The sequence below is a fragment of the Paraburkholderia sp. MPAMCS5 genome (assembly GCF_036016995.1).
GTDB lineage: Bacteria > Pseudomonadota > Gammaproteobacteria > Burkholderiales > Burkholderiaceae > Paraburkholderia.
This window is the reverse complement of the sequence record NZ_JAYXBK010000004.1, coordinates 182,025-207,929: the sequence shown is the minus strand read 5'-3', so window position 1 is coordinate 207,929 and position 25,905 is coordinate 182,025. Positions and strand designations below refer to the sequence as shown.

21 protein-coding genes and 1 pseudogene are annotated in these 25,905 nt (G+C 65.0%); 11 read left to right on the top strand and 11 right to left on the bottom strand.

Annotation, left to right across the window (positions count from 1 at the left end):
• Positions 1–94: 94 nt before the first annotated feature.
• Entirely contained in the window at positions 95–829 is a 735-nt protein-coding gene (locus tag VOM14_RS11265; RefSeq protein ID WP_327628785.1) for a ribonuclease activity regulator RraA, read from the bottom strand.
• Between the two features lie 20 nt (positions 830–849).
• Entirely contained in the window at positions 850–2,691 is a 1,842-nt protein-coding gene (gene araD / locus VOM14_RS11260) for an L-arabinonate dehydratase (RefSeq protein WP_327628784.1), read from the bottom strand.
• Positions 2,692–2,899: 208 nt separating this feature from the next.
• On the opposite strand from araD, the gene VOM14_RS11255 reads away from it, so the two are divergent.
• The 4 genes from VOM14_RS11255 to VOM14_RS11240 are packed head-to-tail and all read left to right on the top strand — an operon-like array spanning position 2,900 to position 6,402.
• The gene (locus VOM14_RS11255) at positions 2,900–3,676 is read left to right on the top strand and encodes an IclR family transcriptional regulator (RefSeq protein WP_327628783.1); all 777 of its coding nucleotides are present in this window, start codon (positions 2,900–2,902) and stop codon (positions 3,674–3,676) included.
• 52 nt (positions 3,677–3,728) lie between these two features.
• Positions 3,729–4,754 carry an amidohydrolase family protein gene (locus VOM14_RS11250; protein ID WP_327628782.1) on the top strand — a complete coding sequence of 342 codons (1,026 nt, stop codon included), beginning with the start codon at positions 3,729–3,731 and terminating at the stop codon, positions 4,752–4,754.
• A gap of 2 nt (positions 4,755–4,756) precedes the next feature.
• Positions 4,757–5,440, top strand: a complete 684-nt coding sequence (gene ligK, locus VOM14_RS11245; RefSeq protein ID WP_327628781.1) for a 4-carboxy-4-hydroxy-2-oxoadipate aldolase/oxaloacetate decarboxylase — start codon at positions 4,757–4,759, stop codon at positions 5,438–5,440.
• 59 nt (positions 5,441–5,499) lie between these two features.
• The gene (locus VOM14_RS11240) at positions 5,500–6,402 is read left to right on the top strand and encodes an NAD(P)-dependent oxidoreductase (RefSeq protein WP_327628780.1); all 903 of its coding nucleotides are present in this window, start codon (positions 5,500–5,502) and stop codon (positions 6,400–6,402) included.
• Positions 6,403–6,511: 109 nt separating this feature from the next.
• Here VOM14_RS11240 and VOM14_RS11235 read toward each other — a convergent pair whose 3' ends face one another.
• Positions 6,512–7,432, bottom strand: coding sequence for a LysR family transcriptional regulator (locus VOM14_RS11235; RefSeq protein ID WP_327628779.1), 921 nt, complete (start codon positions 7,430–7,432; stop codon positions 6,512–6,514).
• A 148-nt stretch (positions 7,433–7,580) separates the two neighbouring features.
• On the opposite strand from VOM14_RS11235, the gene VOM14_RS11230 reads away from it, so the two are divergent.
• The 5 genes from VOM14_RS11230 (at position 7,581) to VOM14_RS11210 (ending at position 14,148) form a co-directional block, all read left to right on the top strand.
• A complete protein-coding gene (locus tag VOM14_RS11230; RefSeq protein WP_327628778.1) occupies positions 7,581–8,969 on the top strand; it encodes a M20 family metallopeptidase in 1,389 nt (462 codons plus the stop codon).
• 52 nt (positions 8,970–9,021) lie between these two features.
• A complete protein-coding gene (locus VOM14_RS11225; RefSeq protein ID WP_327628777.1) occupies positions 9,022–10,338 on the top strand; it encodes an MFS transporter in 1,317 nt (438 codons plus the stop codon).
• Between the two features lie 39 nt (positions 10,339–10,377).
• Complete coding sequence (locus VOM14_RS11220) at positions 10,378–11,544, top strand: aminotransferase class V-fold PLP-dependent enzyme (RefSeq protein WP_327628776.1); 1,167 nt, start codon at positions 10,378–10,380, stop codon at positions 11,542–11,544.
• A gap of 132 nt (positions 11,545–11,676) precedes the next feature.
• Complete coding sequence (locus tag VOM14_RS11215) at positions 11,677–12,804, top strand: cupin domain-containing protein (protein WP_327628775.1); 1,128 nt, start codon at positions 11,677–11,679, stop codon at positions 12,802–12,804.
• Between the two features lie 162 nt (positions 12,805–12,966).
• Entirely contained in the window at positions 12,967–14,148 is a 1,182-nt protein-coding gene (locus tag VOM14_RS11210) for a porin (protein WP_327628774.1), read from the top strand.
• A gap of 49 nt (positions 14,149–14,197) precedes the next feature.
• Here the strand turns inward: VOM14_RS11210 and VOM14_RS11205 are convergent, their stop codons facing one another.
• The 7 genes and pseudogenes from VOM14_RS11205 to VOM14_RS11175 all read right to left on the bottom strand — a co-directional run bounded on the left by VOM14_RS11205 (position 14,198) and on the right by VOM14_RS11175 (position 21,131).
• Positions 14,198–15,904, bottom strand: coding sequence for a hypothetical protein (locus tag VOM14_RS11205; RefSeq protein WP_327628773.1), 1,707 nt, complete (start codon positions 15,902–15,904; stop codon positions 14,198–14,200).
• Between the two features lie 426 nt (positions 15,905–16,330).
• Positions 16,331–17,479: a DUF1501 domain-containing protein gene (locus VOM14_RS11200; protein WP_327628772.1), complete on the bottom strand. Its 1,149-nt coding sequence runs from the start codon at positions 17,477–17,479 to the stop codon at positions 16,331–16,333.
• A gap of 5 nt (positions 17,480–17,484) precedes the next feature.
• Positions 17,485–18,966 (bottom strand): DUF1800 domain-containing protein, encoded by a 1,482-nt coding sequence (locus VOM14_RS11195; RefSeq protein WP_327628771.1) that lies wholly within the window; start codon positions 18,964–18,966, stop codon positions 17,485–17,487.
• Between the two features lie 72 nt (positions 18,967–19,038).
• Positions 19,039–19,551: a periplasmic heavy metal sensor gene (locus VOM14_RS11190; RefSeq protein ID WP_327628770.1), complete on the bottom strand. Its 513-nt coding sequence runs from the start codon at positions 19,549–19,551 to the stop codon at positions 19,039–19,041.
• Positions 19,548–19,967 (bottom strand): hypothetical protein, encoded by a 420-nt coding sequence (locus VOM14_RS11185; RefSeq protein ID WP_327628769.1) that lies wholly within the window; start codon positions 19,965–19,967, stop codon positions 19,548–19,550. Before VOM14_RS11185 ends, VOM14_RS11190 begins: the two co-directional genes overlap by 4 nt.
• Positions 19,964–20,548 (bottom strand): annotated as a pseudogene (locus tag VOM14_RS11180) (RNA polymerase sigma factor); the annotation flags it as partial. The pseudogene VOM14_RS11180 and the gene VOM14_RS11185, both read right to left, overlap by 4 nt.
• A gap of 262 nt (positions 20,549–20,810) precedes the next feature.
• Positions 20,811–21,131 carry a YXWGXW repeat-containing protein gene (locus VOM14_RS11175; protein WP_327628768.1) on the bottom strand — a complete coding sequence of 107 codons (321 nt, stop codon included), beginning with the start codon at positions 21,129–21,131 and terminating at the stop codon, positions 20,811–20,813.
• Between the two features lie 359 nt (positions 21,132–21,490).
• Here VOM14_RS11175 and VOM14_RS11170 point away from each other — a divergent pair, with 359 nt between their 5' ends.
• Positions 21,491–23,962: a two-partner secretion domain-containing protein gene (locus tag VOM14_RS11170; RefSeq protein WP_327628767.1), complete on the top strand. Its 2,472-nt coding sequence runs from the start codon at positions 21,491–21,493 to the stop codon at positions 23,960–23,962.
• A gap of 411 nt (positions 23,963–24,373) precedes the next feature.
• Positions 24,374–24,964: a dimethylsulfonioproprionate lyase family protein gene (locus VOM14_RS11165; RefSeq protein WP_327628766.1), complete on the top strand. Its 591-nt coding sequence runs from the start codon at positions 24,374–24,376 to the stop codon at positions 24,962–24,964.
• Between the two features lie 48 nt (positions 24,965–25,012).
• On the opposite strand, the gene VOM14_RS11160 is transcribed toward VOM14_RS11165, so the two are convergent.
• On the bottom strand, positions 25,013–25,792 hold the full coding sequence (locus VOM14_RS11160; RefSeq protein ID WP_327628765.1) for an SDR family NAD(P)-dependent oxidoreductase: 780 nt from the start codon (positions 25,790–25,792) through the stop codon (positions 25,013–25,015).
• Positions 25,793–25,905 lie beyond the last annotated feature (113 nt).

The window sequence follows — 25,905 nt, the reverse complement described above, 5'->3', positions numbered from 1 at the left end:
GGCCGCGTTCTATGCGCGAGCCTGTGTGTCCTGCGAAAAGTCGAAGCGCGGGTTGAAGCATGGCTTCGAGCGCGCATTGAAACCGCTCGACGGCTTATTGCCGTTTGGCCCGCCATTGCGCGTACGCGGCCAGCGTCTCTTCATTCGGCGGATAGGTGCCGCGCAACGGCCGGCCTTCGTCGATACGCTCGGCGATGAACACTTCCAGTTGCTCCTGCTCGGCGGCATCGCGCGCGACGTCGGCGGCCATCTCGCGCGGCACGATCACGACACCGTCCACGTCCGCGACGACGATATCGCCCGGATACACCGGCACGCCGCCGCAAGCGATCGGCACGTTCATATCGACAGCATGATGTTTCGCGAGATTCAGCGGCGCGCTCGCGCCGGCGCACCAGATCGGCAAGCCCAATGCCGCGATGGTCCCGCTGTCGCGCACGGGACCGTCCGACACCATGCCCGCCACGCCGCGCTTCGCGAGACGCTGCGCGAGAATCGAGCCGACCGATGCAACCGAACGCTCGCCGCGGCAGTCCTGCACGAGCACGCTGCCGGGCGGTGCGCTTTCCACTGCCTTGCGCTGCGGATGATCCGGGTCCTGAAACACGCCGACGTGGTCGAGATCTTCACGCGCGGGAATATTGCGCAGCGTGAATGCCGGACCGACGATATTCGGCGTGCCGGGCGTCGGCTTCACGAGCGGCGCGACGCCTTGCAGGAACACGTTGCGCAAGCCGCGCTTGAAAAGTTGCGTGGTCAACGTGGCCGTGCTGACGTGTCTCAGTTGTTCGAGTGTCGCTTCGCTAACGACGATTTCGGATGCGGTCATGTAGGGCTCTCCGTATTGATTTAGTGGATTTCAGGTTCGCCGCGCTTTGTGTTCGACGCAGCGGCGCCCGTCGCATCGGCGCCCGTCGCTTCCCGCGTGGCCTGTCCGCTTTGCGCCGCCTGCGTCGAGGCTTGCACAGCCGCCGTTTTCACGGGCTCTTCGAGGAAATCGAAATCGCAGCCCTTGTTCGCCTGCAACACGTGCAATTGATGCATCACGCCGAAGCCGCGTTCGAACGGAAGCTTCGGCGCTTGCCATGCGGCCTTGCGCGCGGCGAGTTCCGCATCGCTCACGTCGAGATGCAGACGCCGCGCGCTCACGTCGAGTTCGATCATGTCGCCGTCCTTCACGAGCGCGAGCGGCCCGCCGACAAACGACTCCGGCGCCACATGCAGCACGCACGCGCCGTAGCTCGTGCCGCTCATGCGCGCATCGGAAATGCGCACCATGTCGCGCACGCCCTGCTTCAGAAGCTTTTGTGGAATCGGCAACTGGCCCCACTCGGGCATGCCGGGCGCGCCGACCGGACCCGCGTGTTGCAACACGATCACCGAATCGGCGCTCACGTCCAGCTCCTCCAGATCGATGCGCGCCGCCATGTCCGCATAATCCCTGAACACGACAGCCGGGCCGCGATGCTTGAGCAGATGCGCCTCCATCGCGGCGGGTTTGATCACCGCACCGTCGGGCGCGAGATTGCCCGTCAGCACCGCGAGGCCGTCGCTCGCCACGACGGGATTGCCGCGCCGGCGGATCACGTCGTCGTTGAAAATTTCGGCGCCCGCGATGTTCTCGCCGAGCGTGGAACCGTTGACCGTCATCTGCGAGCCGTCGATCAGCTCGCCGAGTTCCACCAGCAGCGCGCGCAGGCCGCCGGCGTAGAAAAAGTCTTCCATCAGATACTGGCCGGACGGACGCAGATTGCCGATCACCGGCGTGATGCGCGACAGCTCGTCGAAGCGCGCGGTCGTCAGGTCAATGCCGGCGCGGCGCGCCACGGCCACGAGGTGAACGATCGCGTTGGTCGAACCCGACATGGCGAGCACGGTGGTCACTGCGTTATCGAATGATTTCGCGCTCAGAATGTCCGACGGCTTCACATCGGTCCACACCATCTCGACGATGCGCTGGCCCGTCAGCGACGCGAACTGCGCGTGGCGCGAGTCGACGGCGGGAATCGACGAAAAGCCGGGCAGCGTCAAGCCGAGTGCTTCGGCGGCGCTCGTCATGGTCGAGGCCGTGCCCATCGTCATGCAATGGCCCGGCGAGCGCGCAATGCCGCTCTCGATGCCCTTCCACTCGTCCTCCGTGATCTTGCCCGCGCGCAGCTCGGCCCAGTATTTCCACGTGTCCGAACCGCTGCCGAGCGTGCGGCCGTTCCAGTTGCCGCGCAGCATCGGGCCGGCGGGCAGAAAGATCGACGGCAGATTCATGCTGATGGCGCCCATCAGCAGGCCGGGCGTGGTCTTGTCGCAGCCGCCCATCAGCACGCAGCCGTCGAACGGATAGGACTTCAGGATTTCCTCGGTCTCCATCGCGAGGAAGTTGCGGTAGAGCATCGTGGTCGGCTTCTGGAACGGCTCGGCGAGCGTCATCACCGGCATTTCGACGGGAAAACCGCCGGCCTGCCAGATGCCGCGCTTCACCTCCTCCACGCGCTGCTTGAAGTGCGTGTGGCACGAGTTGATCTCGCTCCACGTATTGACGACGGCGATCACCGGCTTGCCCATGTAATCGGACGCGTGATAGCCCATTTGCGCGGTGCGCGAGCGGTGGCCGAACGAGCGGAGGTCGTTGACGCCATACCAGCGGTAGCTGCGCAGTTCTTCGGATGTCTTGCGTTTGGACACTGATGTCTCCATGGTATCGCTACCATCACGTCGCGCGGTGCGTCGACATGACAGAGCTTTCGAGAATGAATGCGATGGTAGCGATACCATCATCGGCTGTCGCTCCGGGATATTACCGAGGCGCACAAGGCCGCCGATTGACTCCGTCCGGCGATGAGACTAGCATTGTTCCATCCAATGATTATGTGTTCTATCTGATAGAACTAAACCGGAGATTGTCATGCCCCGCAGCAGCGAGACGGTGCGCACCCCGCAGGGCGTCGCACCCAGTGGAATCGACGTGCTCGACCGCGCGGCGTCGATCCTGTTCGCCTTTCGCCGCGACGACGAACCGCTCACGCTCACGCAGCTTTCGGAACGCACCGGCCTGTACAAGAGCACCCTGTCGCGACTCGCGCAGGCGCTGTGCCATCACCAGCTTCTGATTCGCCGCGAGGACGGCCGCTACTGGATCGGTTCGGCCGCGATGCATCTGAGCGCCGTGTACGAAGCCGGTTTCGATCTGCGCGACGTCCTCTTGCCCGCCATGAAGGAACTGAGCGCCGAAACCGGCGAGGCCGTGTCCTTCCACGTGCGCGAGCGCGATCACCGCGTCTGCCTGTACCGCATCGCGTCGCGTCACTCGATCCGCGCGGAAGTGCAGCAAGGCGACACGCAACCGCTCGAACGCGGCGCGGGCGGCCGCGTGCTGCTCGCCTTCGGCGGCGAACCGGGCGAGCCTTACGAGACGGTGCGCGCGCGCTACGTCTATCTCTCGATGGGCGAACGCGACCGCGAAACTGCGGGCATTTCGGCGCCGGTGTTCCGCGTCGGCCAGGAGCTGGTGGGCGCGCTCGGCATCGTCGGGCCGTCGGCGCGCATGGGCATGGAAGAAATGGAGCGCTACCGCCCGCGCCTGCTGGAATTCGCCGCGCGCGTCACGAAGGCGCTGGGCGGCGACGCCGCGCCGTTGCTGAACGCGGCATCAGTTAACGAACCGGCGCCCGCGCGAGGCTGAGCGCGCAGGCCATTCGCTTTTGCCCCACGGCACTTCAATTCGGAGCCCATTGATGATCATCGACATTCACGGTCACTACACGACCGCGCCCAAAGCGCTGGAAACCTGGCGCAACCGCCAGATCGCCGCGCTCGGCAATCCCACGGACGCGCCCAAGCCGTCCGAGCTGCATATCAGCGACGACGAACTGCGCGAGTCGATCGAAACGAACCAGTTGCGCCTGATGCGCGAACGCGGCCTCGATCTCACCGTGTTCAGCCCGCGCGCGAGTTTCATGGCGCATCACATCGGCGACTTCAACGTGTCGAGCACGTGGGCCGCGATCTGCAACGAGCTGTGCCATCGCGTGAGCCAGCTGTTTCCCGAGAACTTCATTCCGGCTGCGATGCTGCCGCAAAGCCCCGGCGTGGATGTCGCCACCTGCATTCCCGAACTCGTGAAATGCGTCGAGCAGTACGGCAATGTCGCGATCAATCTGAATCCCGATCCTTCGGGCGGCCACTGGACGAGCCCGCCGCTCTCCGACCGCTACTGGTATCCGGTCTACGAGAAGATGGTCGAGTACGACATTCCCGCCATGGTTCATGTGAGCACGAGCTGCAACGCGTGCTTCCACACCACCGGCGCGCATTATCTGAACGCCGACACGACCGCGTTCATGCAGTGCCTCACGTCCGACCTGTTCCGCGACTTCCCCACGCTCAAGTTCGTCATCCCTCACGGCGGCGGCGCGGTGCCGTATCACTGGGGACGCTTTCGCGGCCTCGCGCAGGAAATGAAAAAGCCGCTGCTCGAAGAGCATCTGCTGAAGAACATTTTCTTTGACACCTGCGTGTATCACCAGCCGGGCATCGACCTGCTCACGAACGTGATTCCCGTCGACAACATTCTGTTCGCGAGCGAGATGATCGGCGCGGTGCGCGGCATCGACCCGCAAACGGGCCATTATTTCGACGACACCAAACGCTACGTCGAAGCCGCGGACATGAATCCCGACCAGCGCTACAAGATCTACGAAGGCAACGCACGGCGCGTGTATCCGCGCCTCGATACCGCACTCAAGGCACAAGGACGCTGAACATGTACGAACTCGGAGTGGTTTATCGCAACATCGCGCGCACGGACAGCCGCGTCGCGGACGGCCTCGGCGCGCTCGGCAGCGCGACCGTGCACGAAGCCATGGGACGCGTCGGCCTGATGAAACCATACATGCGTCCGATCTATGCGGGCGCGCCGGTGGGCGGCACGGCCGTCACGGTGCTGCTGCATCCCGGCGACAACTGGATGCTGCACGTCGCCGCCGAACAGATCCAGCCCGGCGACGTGGTGGTGGCCGCCGTCACCGCCGATTGCACCGACGGCTATTTCGGCGACCTGCTGGCAACGAGCTTCAAGGCGCGCGGCGCGCGCGCGCTGATCATCGATGCAGGCGTGCGCGACGTGAGCGTGCTTGCCGAAATGGGCTTCCCCGTCTGGAGCAAGGCCATCTCGGCGAAGGGCACGATCAAGGCCACGCTCGGCTCGGTGAACATTCCGGTGGTCTGCGCGGGCGCCTGGGTCACGCCGGGCGACGTGGTGGTCGCCGATCAGGACGGCGTGGTGGTCGTGCCATCCGCCAAAGCCGAGGAGACGCTGGATAAAGCCAGCGCGCGCGAAGCCAACGAAGCGCAAAAGCGCGACAAGCTCGCCTCCGGCGTGCTCGGACTCGACATGTATCAGATGCGCGAGCCGCTCAGGCAACTCGGTCTGCGCTACATCGACTGAGCGTGGCGCGCCGGTTGACCGGGCCGCTCATTTTTCCACGCTATTTCCGGAGTTCCAGCATGGTTCAATTATTCCAGCAAGCCGCCGGTTCTATCGCGATCATCGGCTTCGGCGAAGTCGGTCCGGTCTTCGCGCACGCGTTGGCGGACGCGGGCCACACCGTGTCCATCTTCGACATCAAGCTGCACGACGCGGCCACGCGCGCGGCGATCGTCGAGCGCGCTGAGCAAAGCGGCGCTCGCGTGGCCGACGATCTCGCGTCCGCGCTGCGCGATGCGCAACTCGTCTTCTCCGCCGTCACGGCGAGCCAGGCCGAAGCGGTGGCGAGCGCGGCGGCCGCGCATCTGAAGTCGGGCCAGGTTTTCGTCGATCTGAATTCGGTGTCGCCCGCGGTCAAGCAGCGCAACAGCGTGGCGATTCAGCAGAACGGCGCGGACTATGTGGAAGCCGCGGTGATGGCGCCGGTGCCGCCCCAAGGCATTCGCGTGCCGATGCTGCTCGGCGGGCGCGTCGCCGGGAAAACCGCCGAACGGCTCAACGCACTCGGCATGCGCTGCGAAGCCGTGGCGCAGGAAGTCGGGCTCGCGTCGGCGATCAAGCTGTGCCGAAGCATCATGATCAAGGGCATGGAAGCGTTATGCGTGCAGTCGATGCTCGCCGCGCGCCAGTTCGACGTGGACGGCCGCGTGCTGGCCTCGCTCGCGGCGAGTTTTCCCGGCGTGGGCTGGGACACGGGCTACGAAGCGTATCTGATCGGACGCGTGGTCGAGCACGGTCAGCGGCGCTCGGAGGAAATGCGCGAGGCCGCGTTGATGCTCGACGGGCTCGGCATATCGAGCGCGCTCGCCATCGCCGTGGCCGACGTGCAGGAGCAGCTCGCCGCGCGCGGCGCGCCGCTCGTCGAGGCGCTCGACAGCAAAGGCAGCCTGCCCGAATGGCGCGCGTTGCTGAAGCCCGCGTAAGAGAAAACGCGGCGCGAAGCGGGCTTGCGCGAGGGCGCCGTGAAGTGGGCGACGAAGCGTGCTAAGAGGTGGGCTAAGAGGTGGGCTAAGAGGTGGGCTAAGAGGTGGGCTAAGAAGCCCGCTCCGAAGTCCGCTTCAGATCCTCGATGATCCAGTCGAGACATTCCTGCGCGAGACTGTCCAGTTGCCGGCCCGCGAGCGTGATCACCTGAAGCCGCCGCTGCGCGAGCAGCGGATTGTCGAAGGGAATCGCCGTCAGCCGATCCACGGCGAGGCGCTTCGCCACCGACACATAGCCGGACGGCATGATCGCGTCGGGCACCACTTGCGCAAAACGATAGAGCGCGGCGACATAGCGGCTCGTCATCATGGGGACGATTTCGATGCCCTCCACACTGCACGCGATGTCGAAGAGCTGCCGGTTCGTCGTGCCCTGATCCTGCAACAGCACGGGATACGCAGCGAGATCCTTCAACGCGACCTTCGCCCTGCTCGCCAGCGGATGATCGTCGTGCATCAGCGCCATCACCGGCGCGCGCTGCGTGAACTGCACGGCCACGCCCGGCTCGGGCTTGAACGTAAACGCCAGCGAAAACGATGCTTCGCCGGACAGCAGCATCTGACTCGCGCGCTCCGACGGCACGACTTCGAGCTGAATCGCGATATCCGGATGCTTCGCGCAAAACGCGCCCAGCGACACCGGCAGAAAGTCGAACGCAAAACCTTCCGTGCACGCGATGGTGAGCGTGCGCGCGCGCCGCCGCTCGTCGCCCTGAATTTCGTCGAACACGGCTTGCGCGTCGGTGAGCGCGCGCTGCGCGTGACGATAAAGCAGGCGCCCCGCGTGCGAGAGCACCATTCCGCGTGCATGACGCTCGAAGAGCGGCACGCCGACATCACCTTCGAGCTTCGCGATATGCCGGCTCAACGCGGAGACGGTCAGGCCGAGCTTGTCGGTCGCCGAGGTCAGCGAGCCCGTCTGGGCGACGACCGAAAAATAATAAAGCGAAGGTTCCAGCAGTTTGCGCATGAGGAAGCGAAAGTCGAACCGCGAGTTCGATCCGACGTGCAAAGTGAGGTTTGAGTAAACCGCAAATGTACCTTGTTTGATTGCGAATACAAAAATAGTTGCAGCGGGCTAATCTGGGGACATCCGATTCAAAAATGATCCTTCAGATATGCCTCGACACAGCGCTCTCGCCCTCGCCCGCACGCATTTCGACAGCGGCGATTTCCTTGCCACTCTGAGCCGGCGCGTCGCGCTCGCCACTGAAAGCCAACGTGCCGACGCCGCGCCGCTTCTGCGCCGCTATTTGTCGGAAGAGATCGAAGGTGCGCTCAAGGCGCTCGGGTTTACCTGCGAGATCGTGGAAAACCCTGTGGCCGGCATGCCGCCGTTTCTGATCGGCGAGCGCATCGAATCGAAGGCGCGCCCCACGGTGCTGCTGTATGGCCACGGCGATGTGATCGACGGCGACGCCGCCAACTGGACCCACGAACGCACGCCGTGGCAATTGCGCGTGGAAGGCGAGCGCTGGTATGGCCGCGGCATCGCGGACAACAAGGCGCAGCACTCGATCAATCTCGCCGCGCTCGCCGCCGTGTTCGCCGAACGCGGCGAGCTTGGCTTCAACGCGAAGATCATCTTCGAGATGGGCGAGGAAGTGGGCTCGCCGGGCCTCGACGCATTGTGTGCCACATTGCGCGAGCGCCTCGCGGCGGATCTTCTGATCGCCTCCGACGGCCCGCGCCAGCGCGCCGCCTCGCCTACCGTGTTTCTCGGCTCGCGCGGCGCATTGCACTTCCGGCTGCGCGTGGCCAATGCATTCGGCGCGCGGCATTCGGGCAACTGGGGCGGCGTGCTCGCAAATCCGGCGACGCTGTTGGCCAATGCGCTCGCGAGTCTCGTCGACGGTCACGGCCGTATTCGCGTGAACGGACTGCTGCCGCCGCCGATTCCGCCGCACGTGCGCGAGCGTGTCGCGCATCTGGAAATCGGCCGCGACGAAGGCGATCCGCCGCTCACCGCGAACTGGGGCGAGCCCGGTCTCACGCCCGCCGAACGCGTGTTCGCATGGAACACGCTCGAAGTGCTCGCGATGCAATCGGGCAACGTCGCGAATCCGGTCAGCGCGATTCCGCGCGCGGCCGAAGCGGTGTGCCAGTTGCGTTTTGTCGTCGGCACCGACTGGCGGCGCGCGAAGGAGCTGATCGACGCGCACCTCGCACGCGAAGGTTTCGAAGGCATCGAGGTCACGATCGAAGCGTCGGGCAACGCGACGCGGCTCGACCCGAACGACCCGTGGGTCGCCTTCACCGAACGCTCGATCGAGGCCTCCACGGGCAAACCCGTGACGCTTTTGCCGAACCTCGGCGGCACGATCCCGAACGAATGCTTCGCCGACACGCTCGGCCTCGCGACCATCTGGATTCCGCATTCGTATCCCGGCTGCCGGCAACACGCGCCCGACGAACACGTGCTCGCGCCCGTCATGCAGGAAGCCTTGCAACTGATGACCGGCGTGTTCTGGGATCTTGGCGAGCCCGGCGCGCCGCACGTCCGCTGACGCATTCTTTCCGCTATTTCCGCTGGTTCGGCCTCTTGAACGGAACACACTTATGAACTCGACTGTCCTCGACGAACGCGCGCAGCAGAGCGCCGCTCCGCCCGTGCGGCGGCTTATCGTCGCGACGAGCATCGGCAACGCGCTCGAGTGGTTCGACTTCGCCGCGTACGGTTTTTTCGCCGTCACGCTGTCCAGGCTGTTCTTCCCCGCGCATGACGAAACCGTCTCGCTGCTGCTGACTTTCGGCACTTTCGGTCTTTCGTATGTGTTCCGGCCGCTCGGCGCGCTGCTGCTCGGCCGCTATGCCGACCGGCGCGGCCGCAAGGCGGCGCTGCTCGCAGCGCTCGCGCTCACCACGATCGGCACGCTGATTTGCGCGGTGATTCCGACATACGCGTCGATCGGTCTCGCGGCGCCCATCGGTCTCATGGCCGCGCGCATTCTCATTTCGTTCTCGACGGGCGGCGAATTCGGCAGCGGCACCGCGCTCATGATCGAACAGAAGAGCAAGCGCAAGGCGTTCCTCGCGAGCTGGCAGTTTTCCAGCCAGGGGATGAGTACGGTGCTCGCGTCATGCGCGGGGCTCGCGCTCAGCACGCAGCTCTCGGCCGCGCAGATCGAGTCGTGGGGATGGCGCACGCCGTTCATCTTCGGTTTGCTGGTCGCGCCCGTCGGCCTGTATATCCGCAAGCATATCGACGATACGTTGCCTGCCGCCGCCAACGGAGCCACACAAAACGCAACGCACAACGTAAGCCACAACGCGCCGGTGAGTGAACTGCTCGCGCACAGCAAGGGCCGCATTCTGCTTGCCGCGGGCATCATGGCTGTGTCCACTGCCGCGAGCTATCTGATGATTCTCTACATGCCGACCTACGCGGTGAAGCAGTTGCATCTGCCGGCGTCCACGGGCTTCGCGGCAACCGTCGTGACGGGCACGATCCTGATGATCTTTACGCCGCTGATGGGCCATCTCGCCGATCGTTACGGACGCAGCCGCATGATGGTGATTTCCGCGCTCGCCACGCTCGCCACGATTTATCCGTGCTTCATGTGGCTCGTGAAAAGCCCTTCGTTTGCGGTACTGATCACGATCATGGCGCTCGCCGGCGCGTTGAAAGCGATCTACTTCGGCCCGCTCGCCGCCGTGCTCTCGTCGCTCTTTCCGACTGGCGTGCGCAGCACCGGCCTCGGCTTCAGCTACAACATCGGCGTGATGGTGTTCGGCGGATTCACGCCGTGGCTCGTGACCGCGATGATCGGCGCGACGCACGATCCGCTTTCGCCCGCGTTCTATCTGATGGCCTGCGCCGTGTTGAGCCTTGCGTGCGTCGGACTCTATCACTTCAAGCTCGTCAAATACATCTGAGCCGTGAACCGGCTGACCGAACCCATGCATACGCCCGCGATGAACCAGGCAACCCGTACCGCCGACGCAACCAATACCCCGCACGCCGACGATTTCAGCGGCTGGCTCATGTATCACTCGGTCGGCGTCTATCCAGGGCATCGTCAGGCCATGACCGAAGCGCTGGCCGCTTTCGCCGCAAGCTGGTGCGCGCCCGACGACACGCGCTGGGACGCCGCGCTCGCCGCGCGCGCGCATCTGCTGTCGGATTGGGCGGCGCTGATCGGCGCGAACGACGCGAACGTGTTCGGCGCGCAAAACGTGACCGACGCTTTTGCCCGCTATCTCGACGGTCTCGCCGACGAAACACTGCGCGATCGCACGGTGCTGGTCGCAGCGGACTGCTTCCCGAGCCTGCACTTTCTGCTTTCAGGCCTTGCTGCAAGGCGCGGATTCACGCTGCGCACGGTGGCCGTGCGCGCGGGCGAAGACTATGTGCGCGACGAGGACTTCATCGAAGCATGGACCGGCGATGTCGCATTGGCACTCGTCACGTGGGTGTCGTCGCTCACATCGAAACGCGTGAACCTCGCCGCGATGTGCGAAGCGGCGCGCCGCCGCGGCAGTCTCGTCGCGCTCGACGTGACGCAAGGCATCGGTATCCTGCCGTTCGATCTGAACGCGACGCCGTTCGACTTCGTTTGCGGCTCGACGCTGAAATGGCTGTGCGGCGCACCCGGCACGGGCCTCGGCTACATCGCGCCGCATGCGCTCGCGCACGATGCCACGCCCGCGGTGCGCGGCTGGTTCAGCCAGGACAATCCGTTCAACTGGGACATCGACGCGTTCGCGTATGCACCCGACGCGCGCCGCTTCGATACGGGCACGCCCTCCGTGCTGCCCTTCGTCGCATCGCAGCCGGGCATGACGTGGATGCGCGCGCAAGCGCCCGGCAGCGTGCGCGAACACAATCTCGCGCTGTGTCATGAGTTGATCGCCATGCTCGACGCAAAGGCTTACCGGCTGCTCTCTCCACGCGACGACAACGAACGCGGCGCGAGCATCATGGCCGAGGTGCCCGCGCATCTTGACGCCGCGCGGCTCGTCGTGCAATTGAAGGAAGCCGGTTTCTTCGTGGACTCGCGCAGCCGCACACTGCGCTTCTCGCCGGGCGTTTGCACGACGCGCGCGGGACTTGAACGGCTCGCGCAATGTCTGCCGCGATGAGGTTCGCGCGCGCCCTTTCGCGACTTTCGCGAGCGCCGCGCCGCATGGGAATCGCCTGCGTGCTGACAGGGCCGCCGGCGTGCGCGAGCATCGAGCGCCACGTCTGTCCTTTCAATTCCGCTGCGATTTCCCATGACCTCATCTGCTTCTATTCCTCCCGCCGCTGACGCCCCGATAGAAGGCGTGCAGGGCTTTCTCGTGCCCATGAGCTGCACGGATCTACCCGCGACGATGCACTTTTTTATCGCGCGGCTCGGCTTCAGGCTCGATGCGATTTTTCCCGCCGATGGCCCGCGCACCGCGATCCTCTCGCGCGACGGCCTCAGGCTCAAGCTCGGCCTCGACGTGACAGACGGCACGCGCACGCTGCACGTGCTCTGCGATCACCCTGAGCAATGCCCCGCCGATGCGCCGCGCGAACTGGTCGCGCCGAACGGCGTCACGGTGCGCCTCGTCCACGCCAATCCGCCGATGGTGCTGCCCGCCACGCGCCAGCAACTCGTGCTCGCGCATGCGGACGGCAATGCGCACTGGAGCGTGGGACGCGCGGGCATGCGATATCGCGATCTTCTGCCCGAGCGTCATGGCGGCGCGTTCATCGCCTCGCATATCCGCATTCTGGATGGCGGCCCCGTGCCCGACTATGTGCACTTTCACAAGATCCGCTTTCAGGCCATTTTTTGCCGGAAGGGCTGGGTGCGGCTCGTCTATGAAGATCAGGGCGAACCGTTCATTCTCGAAGCCGGCGATTGCGTGCTGCAGCCGCCCGAAATCCGGCATCGCGTGCTCGAAAGTTCGGCCGGTGCGGAAGTGGTCGAGCTTGGCAGTCCCGCCGAGCACATCACGATGGCCGATCATGAACTGCCGCTGCCCACGCCTTTTTTCAGGCCCGAGCGCGACTTCAACGGTCAGCGTTTCGTGCGCCACGTCGCGAAGCATGCGCAGTGGACAGCGTGGACGTCGCCGGGTTTTCTCGTCGCCGATACCGGCATCGGCGCGGCGACGAACGGGCTCGCGGGCGTGCGCGTGGTGCGCGCGCAAGGCCAGAATAACGAAGCGACACGCAGGCACGACACGGAGTTCTGCTTCTTCTTCGTGCTGACAGGCAGTCTCGAAGTTGCTCAAGGCGACAAGCGCTGGCGTCTCGCCGCCGATGACAGCATCGCGATTCCTGGTCGGTTTCCGTACAGCTTCGCGCGATGCAGCGCCGATCTCGAATTGCTCGAAGTGACGCTGCCTGCGGATTTCCCGCTCGCCTGATCGTTGTTGAAACAGCCAAGCGGCGCGGCGGCGGTTCGCGGCGCCGCTCGTATCTGGCCGCACCCAGCCGCACGATTCATTTGAAGTCAGTTCTGTTGCACCGGAAGTTCATGTTGCACCGGCACCGTCCGCTACGAAACCTCACATTCACCTTACTTCGCCATGCTAATGAATATAAAGTCACTATCCGGCGCCGCCCTCCTCGCTGCTTGCGGCATCGCGCATGCCAATACCAGTTCAGTCACGCTTTACGGACTCGTCGACTACGGCGTGAACTATCAGAGCAACAGTGGCGGCGGCCGCGTGATCGCCGGATCGAGCGGCATCATGCAAGGTTCGCGCTGGGGCTTCAAGGGCGCTGAAGATCTCGGCGGCGGGCTCTCCGCCGTCTTCACGCTGGAGAACGGCTTCGATCTCGGCAAGGGCTCCGCATTGCAGGGCGGCACGCTGTTCGGGCGGCAGGCGTTCGTTGGGCTGTCGAGCGAAAGCTACGGCGCACTCACGCTCGGGCGTCAATACGATTCGCTCGTCACCTTCGTCGAATCGCGGATGAACTCGGCGAACTATGGCGGCGGCACCACGGCGCATCCCGGCGACCTCGACAACCTGAACAACAGCAAGCGCGTGAACAATTCCGTCAAGTACATGAGCCCGAGCATGGGCGGCTTCACGGTGGGCGGCGTGTATGGATTCGGCGGACAGGCAGGCGACTTCGCGCGCAACCAGATATGGTCCGCCGGCGTGGGCTACGAATATGGAAGCTTCTCGGCGGGCGCCGCCTTCATGAACGCGCGCAATCCGAATCAGTCGTTCTTCACGAGCACGCCGACCAACGTGGCGGGCGCCAATCTCAACAACATGGGCGCGAGCCCGGTGTATAGCGGCTACGCGTCCGCGCATACGTATCAGGCGTTTGCCGCCGCGGGGCGTTACACGCTGGGGTCGGCCACCTTCGGCGTGGTCTATAGCAACGTGCAGTTCAGGAATCTCGGCGATACGTCGTCCGGCTCGAATCCGCTGCGCCTGTCGGGCACCGCGAAGTTCGATACCGCCGAGTTCAATCTCACGTATTACTGGACGCCGCTTCTGCTGAGCGAATTCGTCTATAGCTATACGCACGGTTCGGGTGTCGGCACGATCGGCAGCTCGCGTTACAACAACCTCTCCCTGTCGCTCGACTATTACCTGTCGAAGCGCACGGACGTGTATGTGATCGGCAGCACCGAATTTGCGGGCGGCACCGATTCGACCGGCAAGGCCGCGCGCGCGACGCTCAATGCACTGACGGCGTCGTCGTCGAACCGGCAGACGTTCGTTCAGTTAGGAATCCGGCATAAATTCTGATGCGCTTGCGCTGCCACGGGCCGCAGATGCTTGCGGCCCGTTCAGCGCATCAGTTGTCCGGGTGGCTCGTCGCGAAACTCACGAACGCGTTATACGGCAGATTCAGCGGCACGCCGTCGATCATCAGGCCATACGTGGCATCACCGCTATCCAGCACGTAGTACATCACAGACTGGATGTTCTTCGTCTTTCTCGCCTGATAGTAGGTCGCGTAGTGCGAAGTGATGTAATTCGCGCGATACGACTGGCTCTTCTCCGGACCCGTGTTCCACTCGGTGATGAGAAACGGCTTGCCGTAGCGCGCCTTGCAATAGGTCGGCAGATCGAAGCCGGGCCCGGAACCGTCGGTGCCGATATTGAAGATGTCGCCATACACTTCGTAGTTGTGCCACGTCGTGAGATCCCAGCGCACGGTCGGGTAGCCGCTCGTGCCGTCGGGCTGCATGCCGTCCCACAGCGCGTCGGCCGCGCCCACGTCCGCGACGCAGAAGTTGATCCCGCATTTCGCGCCCGGCTGGACCGATTTCACGCCGTCCATCATGCCGCGCATCACGCCGCGCATGAGCGGCCAGTTCGCGTTGTTGAAGTCGACGACCTGAGTGCCCGCCGTGGTCGAATCGAGAATGATGGCCGGATCACGCGTCAATTCGTTGCCGCACTCGTACATCGTGACGCCGAGCGGCGCGAGCACTGTCGCGATGGCCGCGCCGCATTGCTTACCCCGCGTGTAAGCGGCCGATTCGCTCGTGAAGAGCACGCCGTTCGTGTCGCGCACGCCGATGTCGATCAGCGTGAAAAGCGTCAGCCCTGCTTGCTGGAAGGCTCGCGCGAGATCGGCCACCGCGCTGAGTTGCGGGCCGTAGTCCGTTACGCCGACGCGATAGGTCGAGCACCCCATGTTGCGCATGATCGACACGACATCGGTGGGCGTGTAGCGGTAATCGTAATGCCCGTTGACGCCGTGGAACGTGCCGCTCGCCGCCGCGATCGACATGCGCGGATCGCTGCACGGCAACCATTGTTCGGCGTCGGAGCAAACGTAAAACTGACCGCCCGTCGAGCGACACCAGAGCTTGCCGCCGTACCACAGCAACAGCGCCACATTCGAGGTAGTGCCGACCGCCGCATTGTTACGCAGGACGACGCCGTTCGAGACGGTCCAGATCGCGCCCACCTTGTCGATGATGTACGACGCGTTCGGAATGGTCGTGCCGTCGGCGGATGTGCCGCCGAGGCGCGGGTCGTTGGTGGCGAACCAGTTCGAACCGCTCCATCCATAGAACTGTCCGCCTGTGCCTTCGTGATAAATCACGCCGCCGTACCAGATCAGCATCGACACGTTATACGTGTTGCCCTCGGGCACGCCGTTGCGATAGACCGAGCCGTTGACGACGGTCCACACGGCGCCCTGGCTGTCGGTGATCGACGTGGCCGGCGGGATCATCGTGCCATCGGGCGAACCCGGCGCGCTGTTGCTCGATCCGCCGTGGTTCGTGTTGCTCGACGAGCCCGACGTGCCGTTACCACCCGCCGACGTGACGCTGGTTTGCGTCGCCGAGCTGCCGCTGCTTGCGCCGGTGCCCGTGTTCGAGCCCGACGAGCCGGATGCCGAACCGGTGGCAGCCGCCGCATTGGTTGCGCCGCCGTCGGCACCCGAACCGCCGCCACCACCACCACCGCCGCCGCCGCACGCGCTCAGCACGAAACTACCGCCGACTGCAGTCAGCATGCCGAGAAATTCACGTCGTTTAACCATGACAAGACAATCCAACGCCGGGCGCGCCCGGACAAAAAAAGCTGCAATAGGGAATGCGGGAGGTGAGTGTTCGAGACAGCCGGCCCGGCCGCCGATTAGTTCGGCATCCTGATCGATAGATGATCTACGCAAAAAGCGAACATCTTGCGATTAGTGGGGCTCGGTAAGTTTTCCCGCCACGTCGCTTCAATCGAAGCAACTAATGTCTGGATGTCGGCAGCGAGGAGCGGCTTGCGTAGGGTTCGCGCGAAATAAAACGGATCTTCCGGAAGTGGTCATTATGGGGAAACGATCCACACGGCCGGAGAGGGAGATCAGGAAGGCGCCGCGGCCGCCGCAGAGCCGGGCAGAGGTCATTTTGACCGACACTTCGGTCGCGGCGCGTTGAATGATGTGCGCGGCGGGAGCCGCAAAAAAACGGCGAGATTATGCGCGCACGATACCCGTGAGCGGATTCGTCGCGAGCGTCTGGCCGAATAGCGCGCGAGCGGTGCGGTGAGGATCGAGGCGCAGGCTTTCGCTCGCGACGCCGGCGATGAGCGCATCGAGCGAGGTGGTCGGTTTGAGGTCGCGCGCCTCATAAAGATCGCGCTGCGCGAGGCCGGGCCAGTCGGCGATCACACGCCCGCCCGCCACCGCACCGCCCAGCACCATGGCCACGGAACCCGTGCCGTGGTCGGTGCCGCCCGTGCCATTCGCGGCCGCGGTTCTGCCGAACTCGGTCGCCACGAGCACCGTGGTTTTGCTCCACGCGGCGCCCATGCCGTCGCGCAACGCCGCGAGCAGCGTGTCGAGCGCTTTCAGTTGCGCGGCAAGACGCCCGTTCTGCGCGCTGTGCGTGTCCCAGCCGCCCGTTTCGATCATCGCGATGCGCGGACCGTCGTCGCGTGCGAGGAAACTGGCGGCCAGCTTGCCGACGCTCGCCGGGTCCTGGCGCGCGCCCGCGTCGCCCGCAAGGCCGCGCGTGGTCATCGCGGACTCCCATAGCGGACGCAACTGCGCGTCCTGCTCGTACAGTTGCGAAACGCGCATCAGCAGATCGTCGGGCGCTTGGGGCAATCCCGAGGGCGCGTACGAGGCCACCGCCGCGTTGCCGCGCAGCGCCATCGGCACGGTCGGCGCGAAGGCAATCGCGCTTTCGCGCGCGGCGGGCAGTTGCGCGGCGAGCCGGTTCAGCCAGCCGTCCCGCACCCGATACGGTGCCGCGCCGCCTGTCTCAAGCACGTTCTGTCCATCGAAATGCGAGCGGTCGCGATAGGGCGACGCGACCGCGTGCACGAACAGCGCCTGACTGTCCGCATACATCGCGCCGATTTGCGCGAGCGAAGGATGCAGCGCGAACGTGCCGTTCAGGCGCTGAGCGTTGCTCGTATCGATGGCGAGCGGGCCGCGCAACGTGGCATAGGCGGGCTCGGCGTACGGCACGACGATGTTCAGGCCGTCGGCGGCTCCGCGCTGGATCACGAACACGAAACGGCGATCCGTGACGACGCTCGCAAACGCGATGCGCGGCGACACGAGAATCGCCCCTGCGCCGGCAGCGGCGATTTGCAGAAAATGGCGGCGTGAGGACATGGGGTTCATCTCCGTTGAAAGTCGGGCGAGACCAGCAGCAGCGCGATCGCCGTGGACGCACTTTCGGCGCGCGCCACCGCCTCGGCGCTCGGCGCGCCAAGCGAGCCGGCAAGCACGATCTGGCCGAGCGCTCGCGCATCGAGCCGGTCGCCGACGCGCGACGCAAAGCGCTGCGCGACTTCCACGCGACGCACGAGCGCGTCGGGCGCGGCCCAGCTTGCGGCGATATCGTCGTAACCGGCGGGCGAGCCTGGCCGCCACACCGGTTGGCCCAGCTGCGTGAGCAAAGGCGCGGCCTGAACATTGCCGAGTTCCTGCCAGCCGAGGCCGCGCATCGACGAAATCGCCCATTCCCACGGCGTCTTGAACTTCACGGCCACGGGCGACCACGCTTGCGGCGAGTCGAGCAACGCGCGATACACGGTCGGCAGATCGCCGCCGCTGCGCTCGAAGGCGCTCGCGAGCCGCTCGCTCACGGCGGGCGGCGGATTATCGGCGATGAAATGACGCGCGAGCTTGGTGCCGATGTGCTGCGCCGTCGCCGGTGCGCTCGCGAGGTCACGCAGCACCGCGAGCGCCTGGTCCTCGCCTTGCTGGTCGTAGCGGCGGCCCATGATGGTTCGCGAACCGGGCTCGTGCAGCGCGTCGCGAAACACGAACGTGCCCGGCGCGGCGGCCGGCTGCATCGCGCGGTTGGGCTGTTTGCCGGCATTCGCGGGATTGGCGGGATTGGCGGCGAGACTCCATCCGGTCAGCGCGCGGGCAAATTCAACGACGTCGTCCTGGTTGTAGCCGCTGCGCACGCCGAGCGTATGCAGCTCCATGATTTCGCGCGCGAGATTTTCGTTGAGACCCGGTTTGCGAGCGGGATTGCGCTGCGCGGCGCGCATCGCCGCGATGCTGTCCGGTCCCACCGAACGCGACTGATCGAGAAACAGTTGCATGGCCGGATGACGCTCGACCGCGACCAGCATGTCTTCGAAACGGCCGAGCACGTGCGGACGGATCGCTTCCGCTTCGAACGCGCCCGCGAGCGCGGCCACCTCGGGTTTTTCCGTCGATATCGCAAAGTGATTCGCCCAGAAATGAACCAGCCGCTCGACGAAAGGCGTCTCCGTGGTCAAGGCGCTCGTCACTCGCGCATTCACTGACGCACGATACAGATCGCGTATTTCCACGCGAATCATTTTTCGTTCGGCTTCCTTATCTTTTTGCGCCGTTGTTTGGGATGCCGCTTGCGACGCCGCCTCAGCGTTGGCGTTGGCTTGTGCCTGCTCGCGCATCTGCATGCGCTGCTGCGCCAGTTCGCTCGACACGGCCACTGAATCCGGCTGGCTCGCCCACGCTGGCGGCTTCGGCTGATAGGGTTCGAACTGCGCGAGCAACCACGCCTTCGGATCGGCGGGCGGCGTGTCGTCCGCGCGTGCGCCGAGGCCGAAACGGTTCAGCGCGATCGCAGCGGCAGTGAGGTTTGGCGAGGCAGTCATGGCGCCCTCTTCGGCATGGGATAGTGCTTAAACGGCGGCGCCGGAAAAATCCGTCGCGCGTTTTGCGCATTTCTAATTATTCGACGATGCCGGATTGGCCGGCTTCGCGCCCTTGACCGGCGGCGGCGGTTCGCGCCACTGCCCCCGCACGCGCAGGCTCTCGGCGAATTCGACGCGCTCCTCGGGCGACAGGCTCGCCGCGAAATCCGCCACACTGCTCTCCATTTGCGCGCGCAAGCTGCTGTCGGCTGCGCGCGTGCGGGCGAGCGCCGCGTCGAGCGCCGCGCGATCCAACTGCGGCGCGGCAAGCAGACGCAACACCTCGCGACGCCCTTCGCGCGCCTCGCGTGCGAACGGCCGTCCATCGCGACGGCCATTCTTCAGGCTGTCCGCGAAGGCCTTCTGCCGCTCGGCGGAGAGCGGCTCCGCGGCGAAGCGCAGCGCGCGCTGCTGGGCAATGAGCGGAGCCGCCGCGCCGCGCTTCGCCGCGAACCATTGATAAGCGCCGCCGGCAATCGCGCCCAGCAGAAACACGTTGAGCACGAGCGAGACGATCAGCACAATTTTCCACGACCGGCTGTTCATTCACCGCTCCAGTCGGCGGACGATCCACCGAAACTCGACGTCAGATAAGAGGACTCGTGCACGGGCGGCACCGCTTCCGTCAGCACGAAAAACGACACGGCCAACGCGCCCGCGACGCCACCAAGCAAGCCGACGCCCGCAACAGCCGCCCCCGACCACCACCAGGCGCGCCGCGATGCGGGCTGCCGCCGCACCGGCGCGCCGCGCATCACGCGCTGTTGCAATGCCGCGTCCGGTGGCGCGAGCTGATCGGCGGCGAGCCATGCATCGAGACCGGACGCCTGTGCGATCCAGGCATCGGCTTCGGCGCGATGCCTATCCGCCCACGACAGCGCTGCCGCGCGCTCCTGTTGTGGCCAGCGGCGCGAATCGGCGCCATAGGCTTCGACGATCTGATGGAATCTTTCGGGGGTCATGACTTGTCCTTGCTAAGGCCGCTGCCGGCCAGTTGCGCCCTAAGCGTGCGGCGCGCGCGCGCCAACAGACTTTCCAGCGCATCGACGGTGACGCCCATGAGCGCCGCGGCGTCGATGTTCGACATCTCCTGGTAATAGCAGAGCACCAGCGCTTCGCGTTGCCGCGCGGGCAAGGCAGCAAGCGCCTGGCGAACCCGTTCGTCGCGGGCACGCATTTCGAGCCGCGCGTCCGGCAGCGCGGCGGGATCGATTTCCTCGGGCATCTCGTCGCGCACATCTTCGCGCCGGCCGCGCAGACGGTCGTAGCAGAGATTGAGCGCCACACGATGAATCCACGTGTCGAATTTCGCTTCACCTTCGCGCCAGCGCGTGGCCTGTTTCCAGATTCGCACGAACACTTCCTGCGCGATGTCTTCCGCTTCCATGCGGTCGCCCAGCATGCGCGTGGCGAGCGCGAGCAGCCGCGGCAGCTTGCGCGCGACAAGCGTGCGCACGGCGGCCGGATCGTGGCGGCCGACCTGTTCGAGCAACTCCGCGTCGGGGTCGCGTTCGCTCAAGGCGCGGCGCTCCCCGGCACACGTGTGATGCGATTCACGTCGGCTTTATCCTCGTAGTTTCGTTGCACGCGCAACGGCGGGCCGGCGGGCCGGCGGGCGCGATCGCGCGGATCGCGCCCGCCTGGCTCACGCTTCATCGCGGTCGCTCAATATAGGACGATTGCGGGGCGATAGTAGCCCGGCCGCGCCGGGTAAACCACACAGCCTGCAAGCGAGGCCGCAAGCAGCAATATCACGAGCATTTTCATGGCAGCTTTTCCGAAGGAGTCAGAGGAAGCAAAGCACTTCACGCCCAATGACCTTCGACCCAGCGCCATCCGCGAGCACGCTGCACCCAATGGCCCGGCACCCAGTGATAACCGGGGCGCACCACCTGCCAGTGGCCGGGCACCCACACATACTGGCCGTGACGCCAACGCCAGCCGCCCTGATCCCAGACATAGCCCGGACGCGGCGCCGGCACGACTTCGACGCGCGGCGGCGGCGGCGCCAGCGGCGCGACGATCACGGCTTGTGCGGAGGCGGCCGGCGCGGTCAGCGCGGCGGTGCCCGTGAGCGCGACGGCAAGCACGAAGCTTGCGCCGATAGCACGTGCGATGGATCTCATGTTGGCTTCTCCCTTTTGATACCCGAAGCTCGAAACGGCTCGGACTTCTACTTCAACGCAGCAGCCGGAAAAATCCGTCGCGTTTTTTTTAGAAATGAAGATGTCAGCCAGATGACGGGATCAGTCATGAAATCATGGGCTTGCAGTCACCTGCAAAAAGCGCCAATGCCAGGCGCAAACTGATGGGATTATTACAACGTGTCAGCCAGACGCGCTGCTAAGCTGATCTGCAAAGTCTGACGAAAAAGATGCGCCGCGTTCAAGCGCCGCAGTGCCCGCCGCACGCGAATTCAAGGCGGATTTCAGGCGAATTTCAGGCAAATTCAAGTCGATGCGCAGTCGATACCGAGGAGGCCCCCATGTCATTTCGGTTAGTACACCCATGCATTGAACAAACTCTGCGCCGATGCATCGGCACGCGGCCTCGCGCGATCGTCATCGCTTTGTCACTGGCGGGGTTCGTTCCCGCTTCCGTCGCCATCGCCGCCGGCGTGCTGCCGCAAGGCGGCCAGTATGTCAGCGGCCAGGGTTCGATCAATACGAGCGGCAACAACCTCGTCGTCACACAGCCCGGCTCGACGCGCGGCGTGATCGAGTGGGGCAGTTTTTCCATCGGCAGGAACAACGCGGTCACGTTCGAGAACGGCTCGGGCGCCACGCTCAATCGCGTGACAGGCGGCTCGCTTTCCGCGATCCTCGGCAAACTCAGCGCGACGGGCGATCTCTATCTGATCAATCCGCAGGGTGTCGTGGTGGGACCGTCGGGCATCGTCAGCACGGGCGGACGCTTCATGGCGTCCACGCTCGACGTCTGCGACAGCGCGTTCATGAACGGCGGCGCACTGTCCTTCGCAGGCGATTCGAATGCGAGCGTCGTGAATCTCGGCAAAATCAGTTCGAGCGGCGGCGACGTATTTCTGATCGCACGAGAGGCGGTGGTCAACGCAGGTTCGGTAGCGGCGCCCAATGGGACAGCGGAATTCGGCGTCGGCGCGAACGTGCTGCTACAAGATTCGTCGAGCAGCAAGCAACTGTTCGTGCAAACGGGCAGCCAGGGCACGATTGCAAATCTGGGCCCGCTGCAAGCCGCGCAGATCGACCTGCAAGCCGCGGACGGCAACATCTATGCGCTCGCGGGCGGCGGCACGCGCATGCGCGCAACCGGCACCGCGACGCGCGACGGCCATGTCTGGCTAGTTGCCGATACGGGCAGCGTGATGCAAGGCGGCACGATCGCCGCGCTCAACACGGACGGCAGCGGGGGCACTGTCGATACGCAAGCGCTCAATCTGTCGTTCGGCCGCGGCGCACGCGTGCTCGCGTCGCAATGGAACGTCGCGTCCCCTGCTTTCACGATCGACGTCCCTGCCGCCCGCGCGTTTCGCCGAAGCCTCGGCGCGGGCACATCGGTGAACGTCACGACGACGGGCGCGAATGGCGCGACCGGCGATCTCGACGTGGCATCGAATCTGAACTGGCAAGGGTCCGCCGCGCTATCGCTCGCGGCTTATCACCATGTCTTTGTCGCGCCCGGCATCACGCTGAAGAACACGGGCGCCGGCAATCTGACCTTGCGTGCGGACGCGTCGGGCATCGACAACGGCGGCAGCGTGATCAATGGCGGCACGCTCGACTGGTCCGCGAGCACCGGCACGCTCAGCGCGCTCTACGACATGAACGGCAGCTACAGCCCAGGCACGATTCTCACCAACAGTGCCTGGACAGCCGCGCCGTACAGCGGACTGCTGACCCAGGCAACGGCCTACAAGCTGATCGACTCGCTCGACGACTTGCAGCAGATCTCGACGGATCTCGCGGGCACTTATGCGCTCGGCAAGGACATCGACGCGAGCGCCACCGCGGGCTATCCGCCAGCGTTCACATTCACGTCGCTCGGCAACGGCGCGACGCCCTTCACCGGCCAGTTCGACGGCATGGGGCATGCGATCAGCAACCTCACGCCGACCGGCACGGTGCTGGTCGCGCCGGGCGCCGTCACGGGCGGTCCCGACCAGCGGGCAAGCGGGCTCTTCGGCGTGATCGGCGCGGCGGGCGTGGTGCGCAACGTCAGCGTGAATGGCCACGTGAACAACGAGGAAGACTACGGCTCGTACGGCATTCTCGCCGGCTTCAACTACGGGCTCGTCACTTACGCACGCGCGAGCGGTTCCGCTTCGACGTTCTCCGGCTTCGCTTATACGTCGAGCGTGGGCGGCCTCGTCGGCTATAACGACGGCACGATCACCCGCTCGGGCAGCAGCGTCGCCGTGTCCGCCGAAGGCATGCTCGGCGGCCTCGTGGGAATCAACGCCGGAACCATCAGGCAATCGTATGCGACGGGCTCGGTCGCGGCGCAGGCTCACACCGAGGGCGGCGGCGGTCTTGTCGGCGTCAACACGGGCCTCGTCTCCCAATCGTATGCAACGGGACAAGTGTCGTTCCAGCCGAACTATTGCGGCGGCGGTGGCGGCTCCACGTGCACCGGCGGCAGCGCCGCGCTCGTCCAACGGAATGACGGCACCATCGAGCAGTCTTTCGCCACCGGCCAGGTGATCCAGCAGATTATCCCGACGCTCGGGCCGCCTGCGCTCGGTGTGGCCAGCGCGAACAACGGCACGATTGCGGGCGACGTCTTCTGGGACACTCAAACCACTCGGGCGACGCGCGACGTATACAGCGGCACCGGCACGTCGGCAGCGCAGGGACTGACTACCGCGCAGATGAGCACGCCGTCGAGCTTCGGTCCCACGTATGACTTCAGCACGACGGGCACGTGGGCAATGCCGGCCGGCGCGACTCATCCCGTGTTGCGATGGGAGCTTGCGCAGTGAAGGCCGGTGATGCGCAATGGGCACGCGCAGCGGCGGCGTAGCGGGTTTGAATTCGCACACTGGAGGTTGTTCGCGAGAGGCACTTTCGCGAGAGGGAATGAGAGTCGATCGGATCGCGGCGGATTGCGGCGGATTGCGGCGGATCGCGGCGGGTCACGGCGCGGCATACGCGTGCGTATGCGCGTGCCGGTCGATGCGCGCACGGTTGCACAAACCGCGCGGAAAAATGACGAGACGTGGACAGAACTCGCCACGCGTGTTCGCGTGTGTTGACTTGTCCGGCCATGCGTGGCTCTTGCATAATCGGGTGCGGCCATACAGCGGTCTGACCCAGCGGCCTGACCCAGCCCCTCACACCACGGGCCTCAGAAGCCACGCCGTCACTTGATTTGCCGGATTCGCGGAGCGTCTATGTATCAGCGACATGAGAACCTGGAGAACTTCATCCGAGTGGCTCGGGTTTTGTTTCAAGCGCCAGCGCTGCCCGAGGGTGCCCGTCAGTCGGCGGCGAAGGCATTCGAGCGTCTCGAGATCCCTTCCGATAATGGCGCGCGCAATTCGACCCGATATCCAGCCTGCGAGCTTTTGGGTACCGCCCTTGCGCCCCTTCTCGATGACCCATCCAGCCTGGGTGCCGCAGCCCGCGCTATCAGGCCACTCGAACCTTTCATCGGATGGCAGCGGCGCACGTCCGGTCTGAACGGCAGCGAGAATTACGTCGAGCAGCACGTCAACGGCATGATTTGCGGCCCCGGCGGCATGGAAAGCCGCTATGACGTGCAGTTGGGGTTTGCCTTGCTGGCGCCGTTCACGCGCTATCCGGATCATCAACATGCACCGGAAGAGGCGTATGTGCTGTTAAGCCCCGGCGAATTCCGGCAAGGAGACGGAGACTGGTTCGATCCGGGCATGGGCGGCGGCCTGTTCAACAAACCCAACATGCTGCACGCCATGCGCTCGGGCGCCGTGCCGCTTTTCGCGCTGTGGTGTCTGCTGGTTTAACTTTGCCGGATCGCCGGATCGCCCGTATTCACCGGTCACAGGTGGCAGTCACAACGTGGCCGTGATCCCGCCGTCCACGTAAAGAATATGGCCGTTCACGAAGTTGGATGCATCGCTCGATAAAAACACCGCCGCGCCGACGAGATCTTCCACGTCGCCCCAGCGTCGCGCAGGCGTGCGTCCGGTCAGCCATGCGCTGAATGTTTCGTCCTTGACGAGCGCCTCGGTCAACTCGGTCTTGAAGTAGCCGGGGCCGAGACCGTTGACCTGAAGACCGTATTGGCCCCAGTCGATCGCCATGCCCTTCGTCAGCATCTTGACCGCGCCCTTGCTCGCCGTATAAGCGGCGATGTTGGGCCGCCCGAGTTCGCTTTGCACCGAACAGACGTTGACGATCTTGCCGCGCCGGCGAACCAGCATATGCCGCGCGACGGCCTGGCCGACCAGAAACACACTGTCCACATTGGTCTTCATCAGTTCTTCCCATTGAGCGTGGGAAAACTGATCGAGCGGCGCGCGGCGCTGCATGCCGGCGTTATTCACGAGAATGTCGATGGGGCCCATGTCGCGCTCGATTCGAGCAATGGCGGCTTCCACCGCTTCGGGCGACGTCACGTCGAAACTCGCGGCGTGCGCGGTTGCGCCCTCTTCGCGCAAGCTGTTCACCGCTTCGCCGAGGCGCGCCTCGCTGCGGCCATTCAGCACGACTTGCGCACCGGCGCCGGCAAGCCCCCTCGCCAGCGCAAAACCGATACCGGCGCTCGACCCCGTAATGAGCGCGCGACGCCCCGTCAGATCAAACAGCTTCAGGCTATTGTTCAACGTCATCCCCTTTCTGATCCGCTGAATGCAACGCGTCAGGACACCGGCGTGAACCAGCGCGTTGAGCTTGTTTCCGATGGCTTGTACAGAGTCGATGGCCGCTTCCGTGTGTGAGGAAG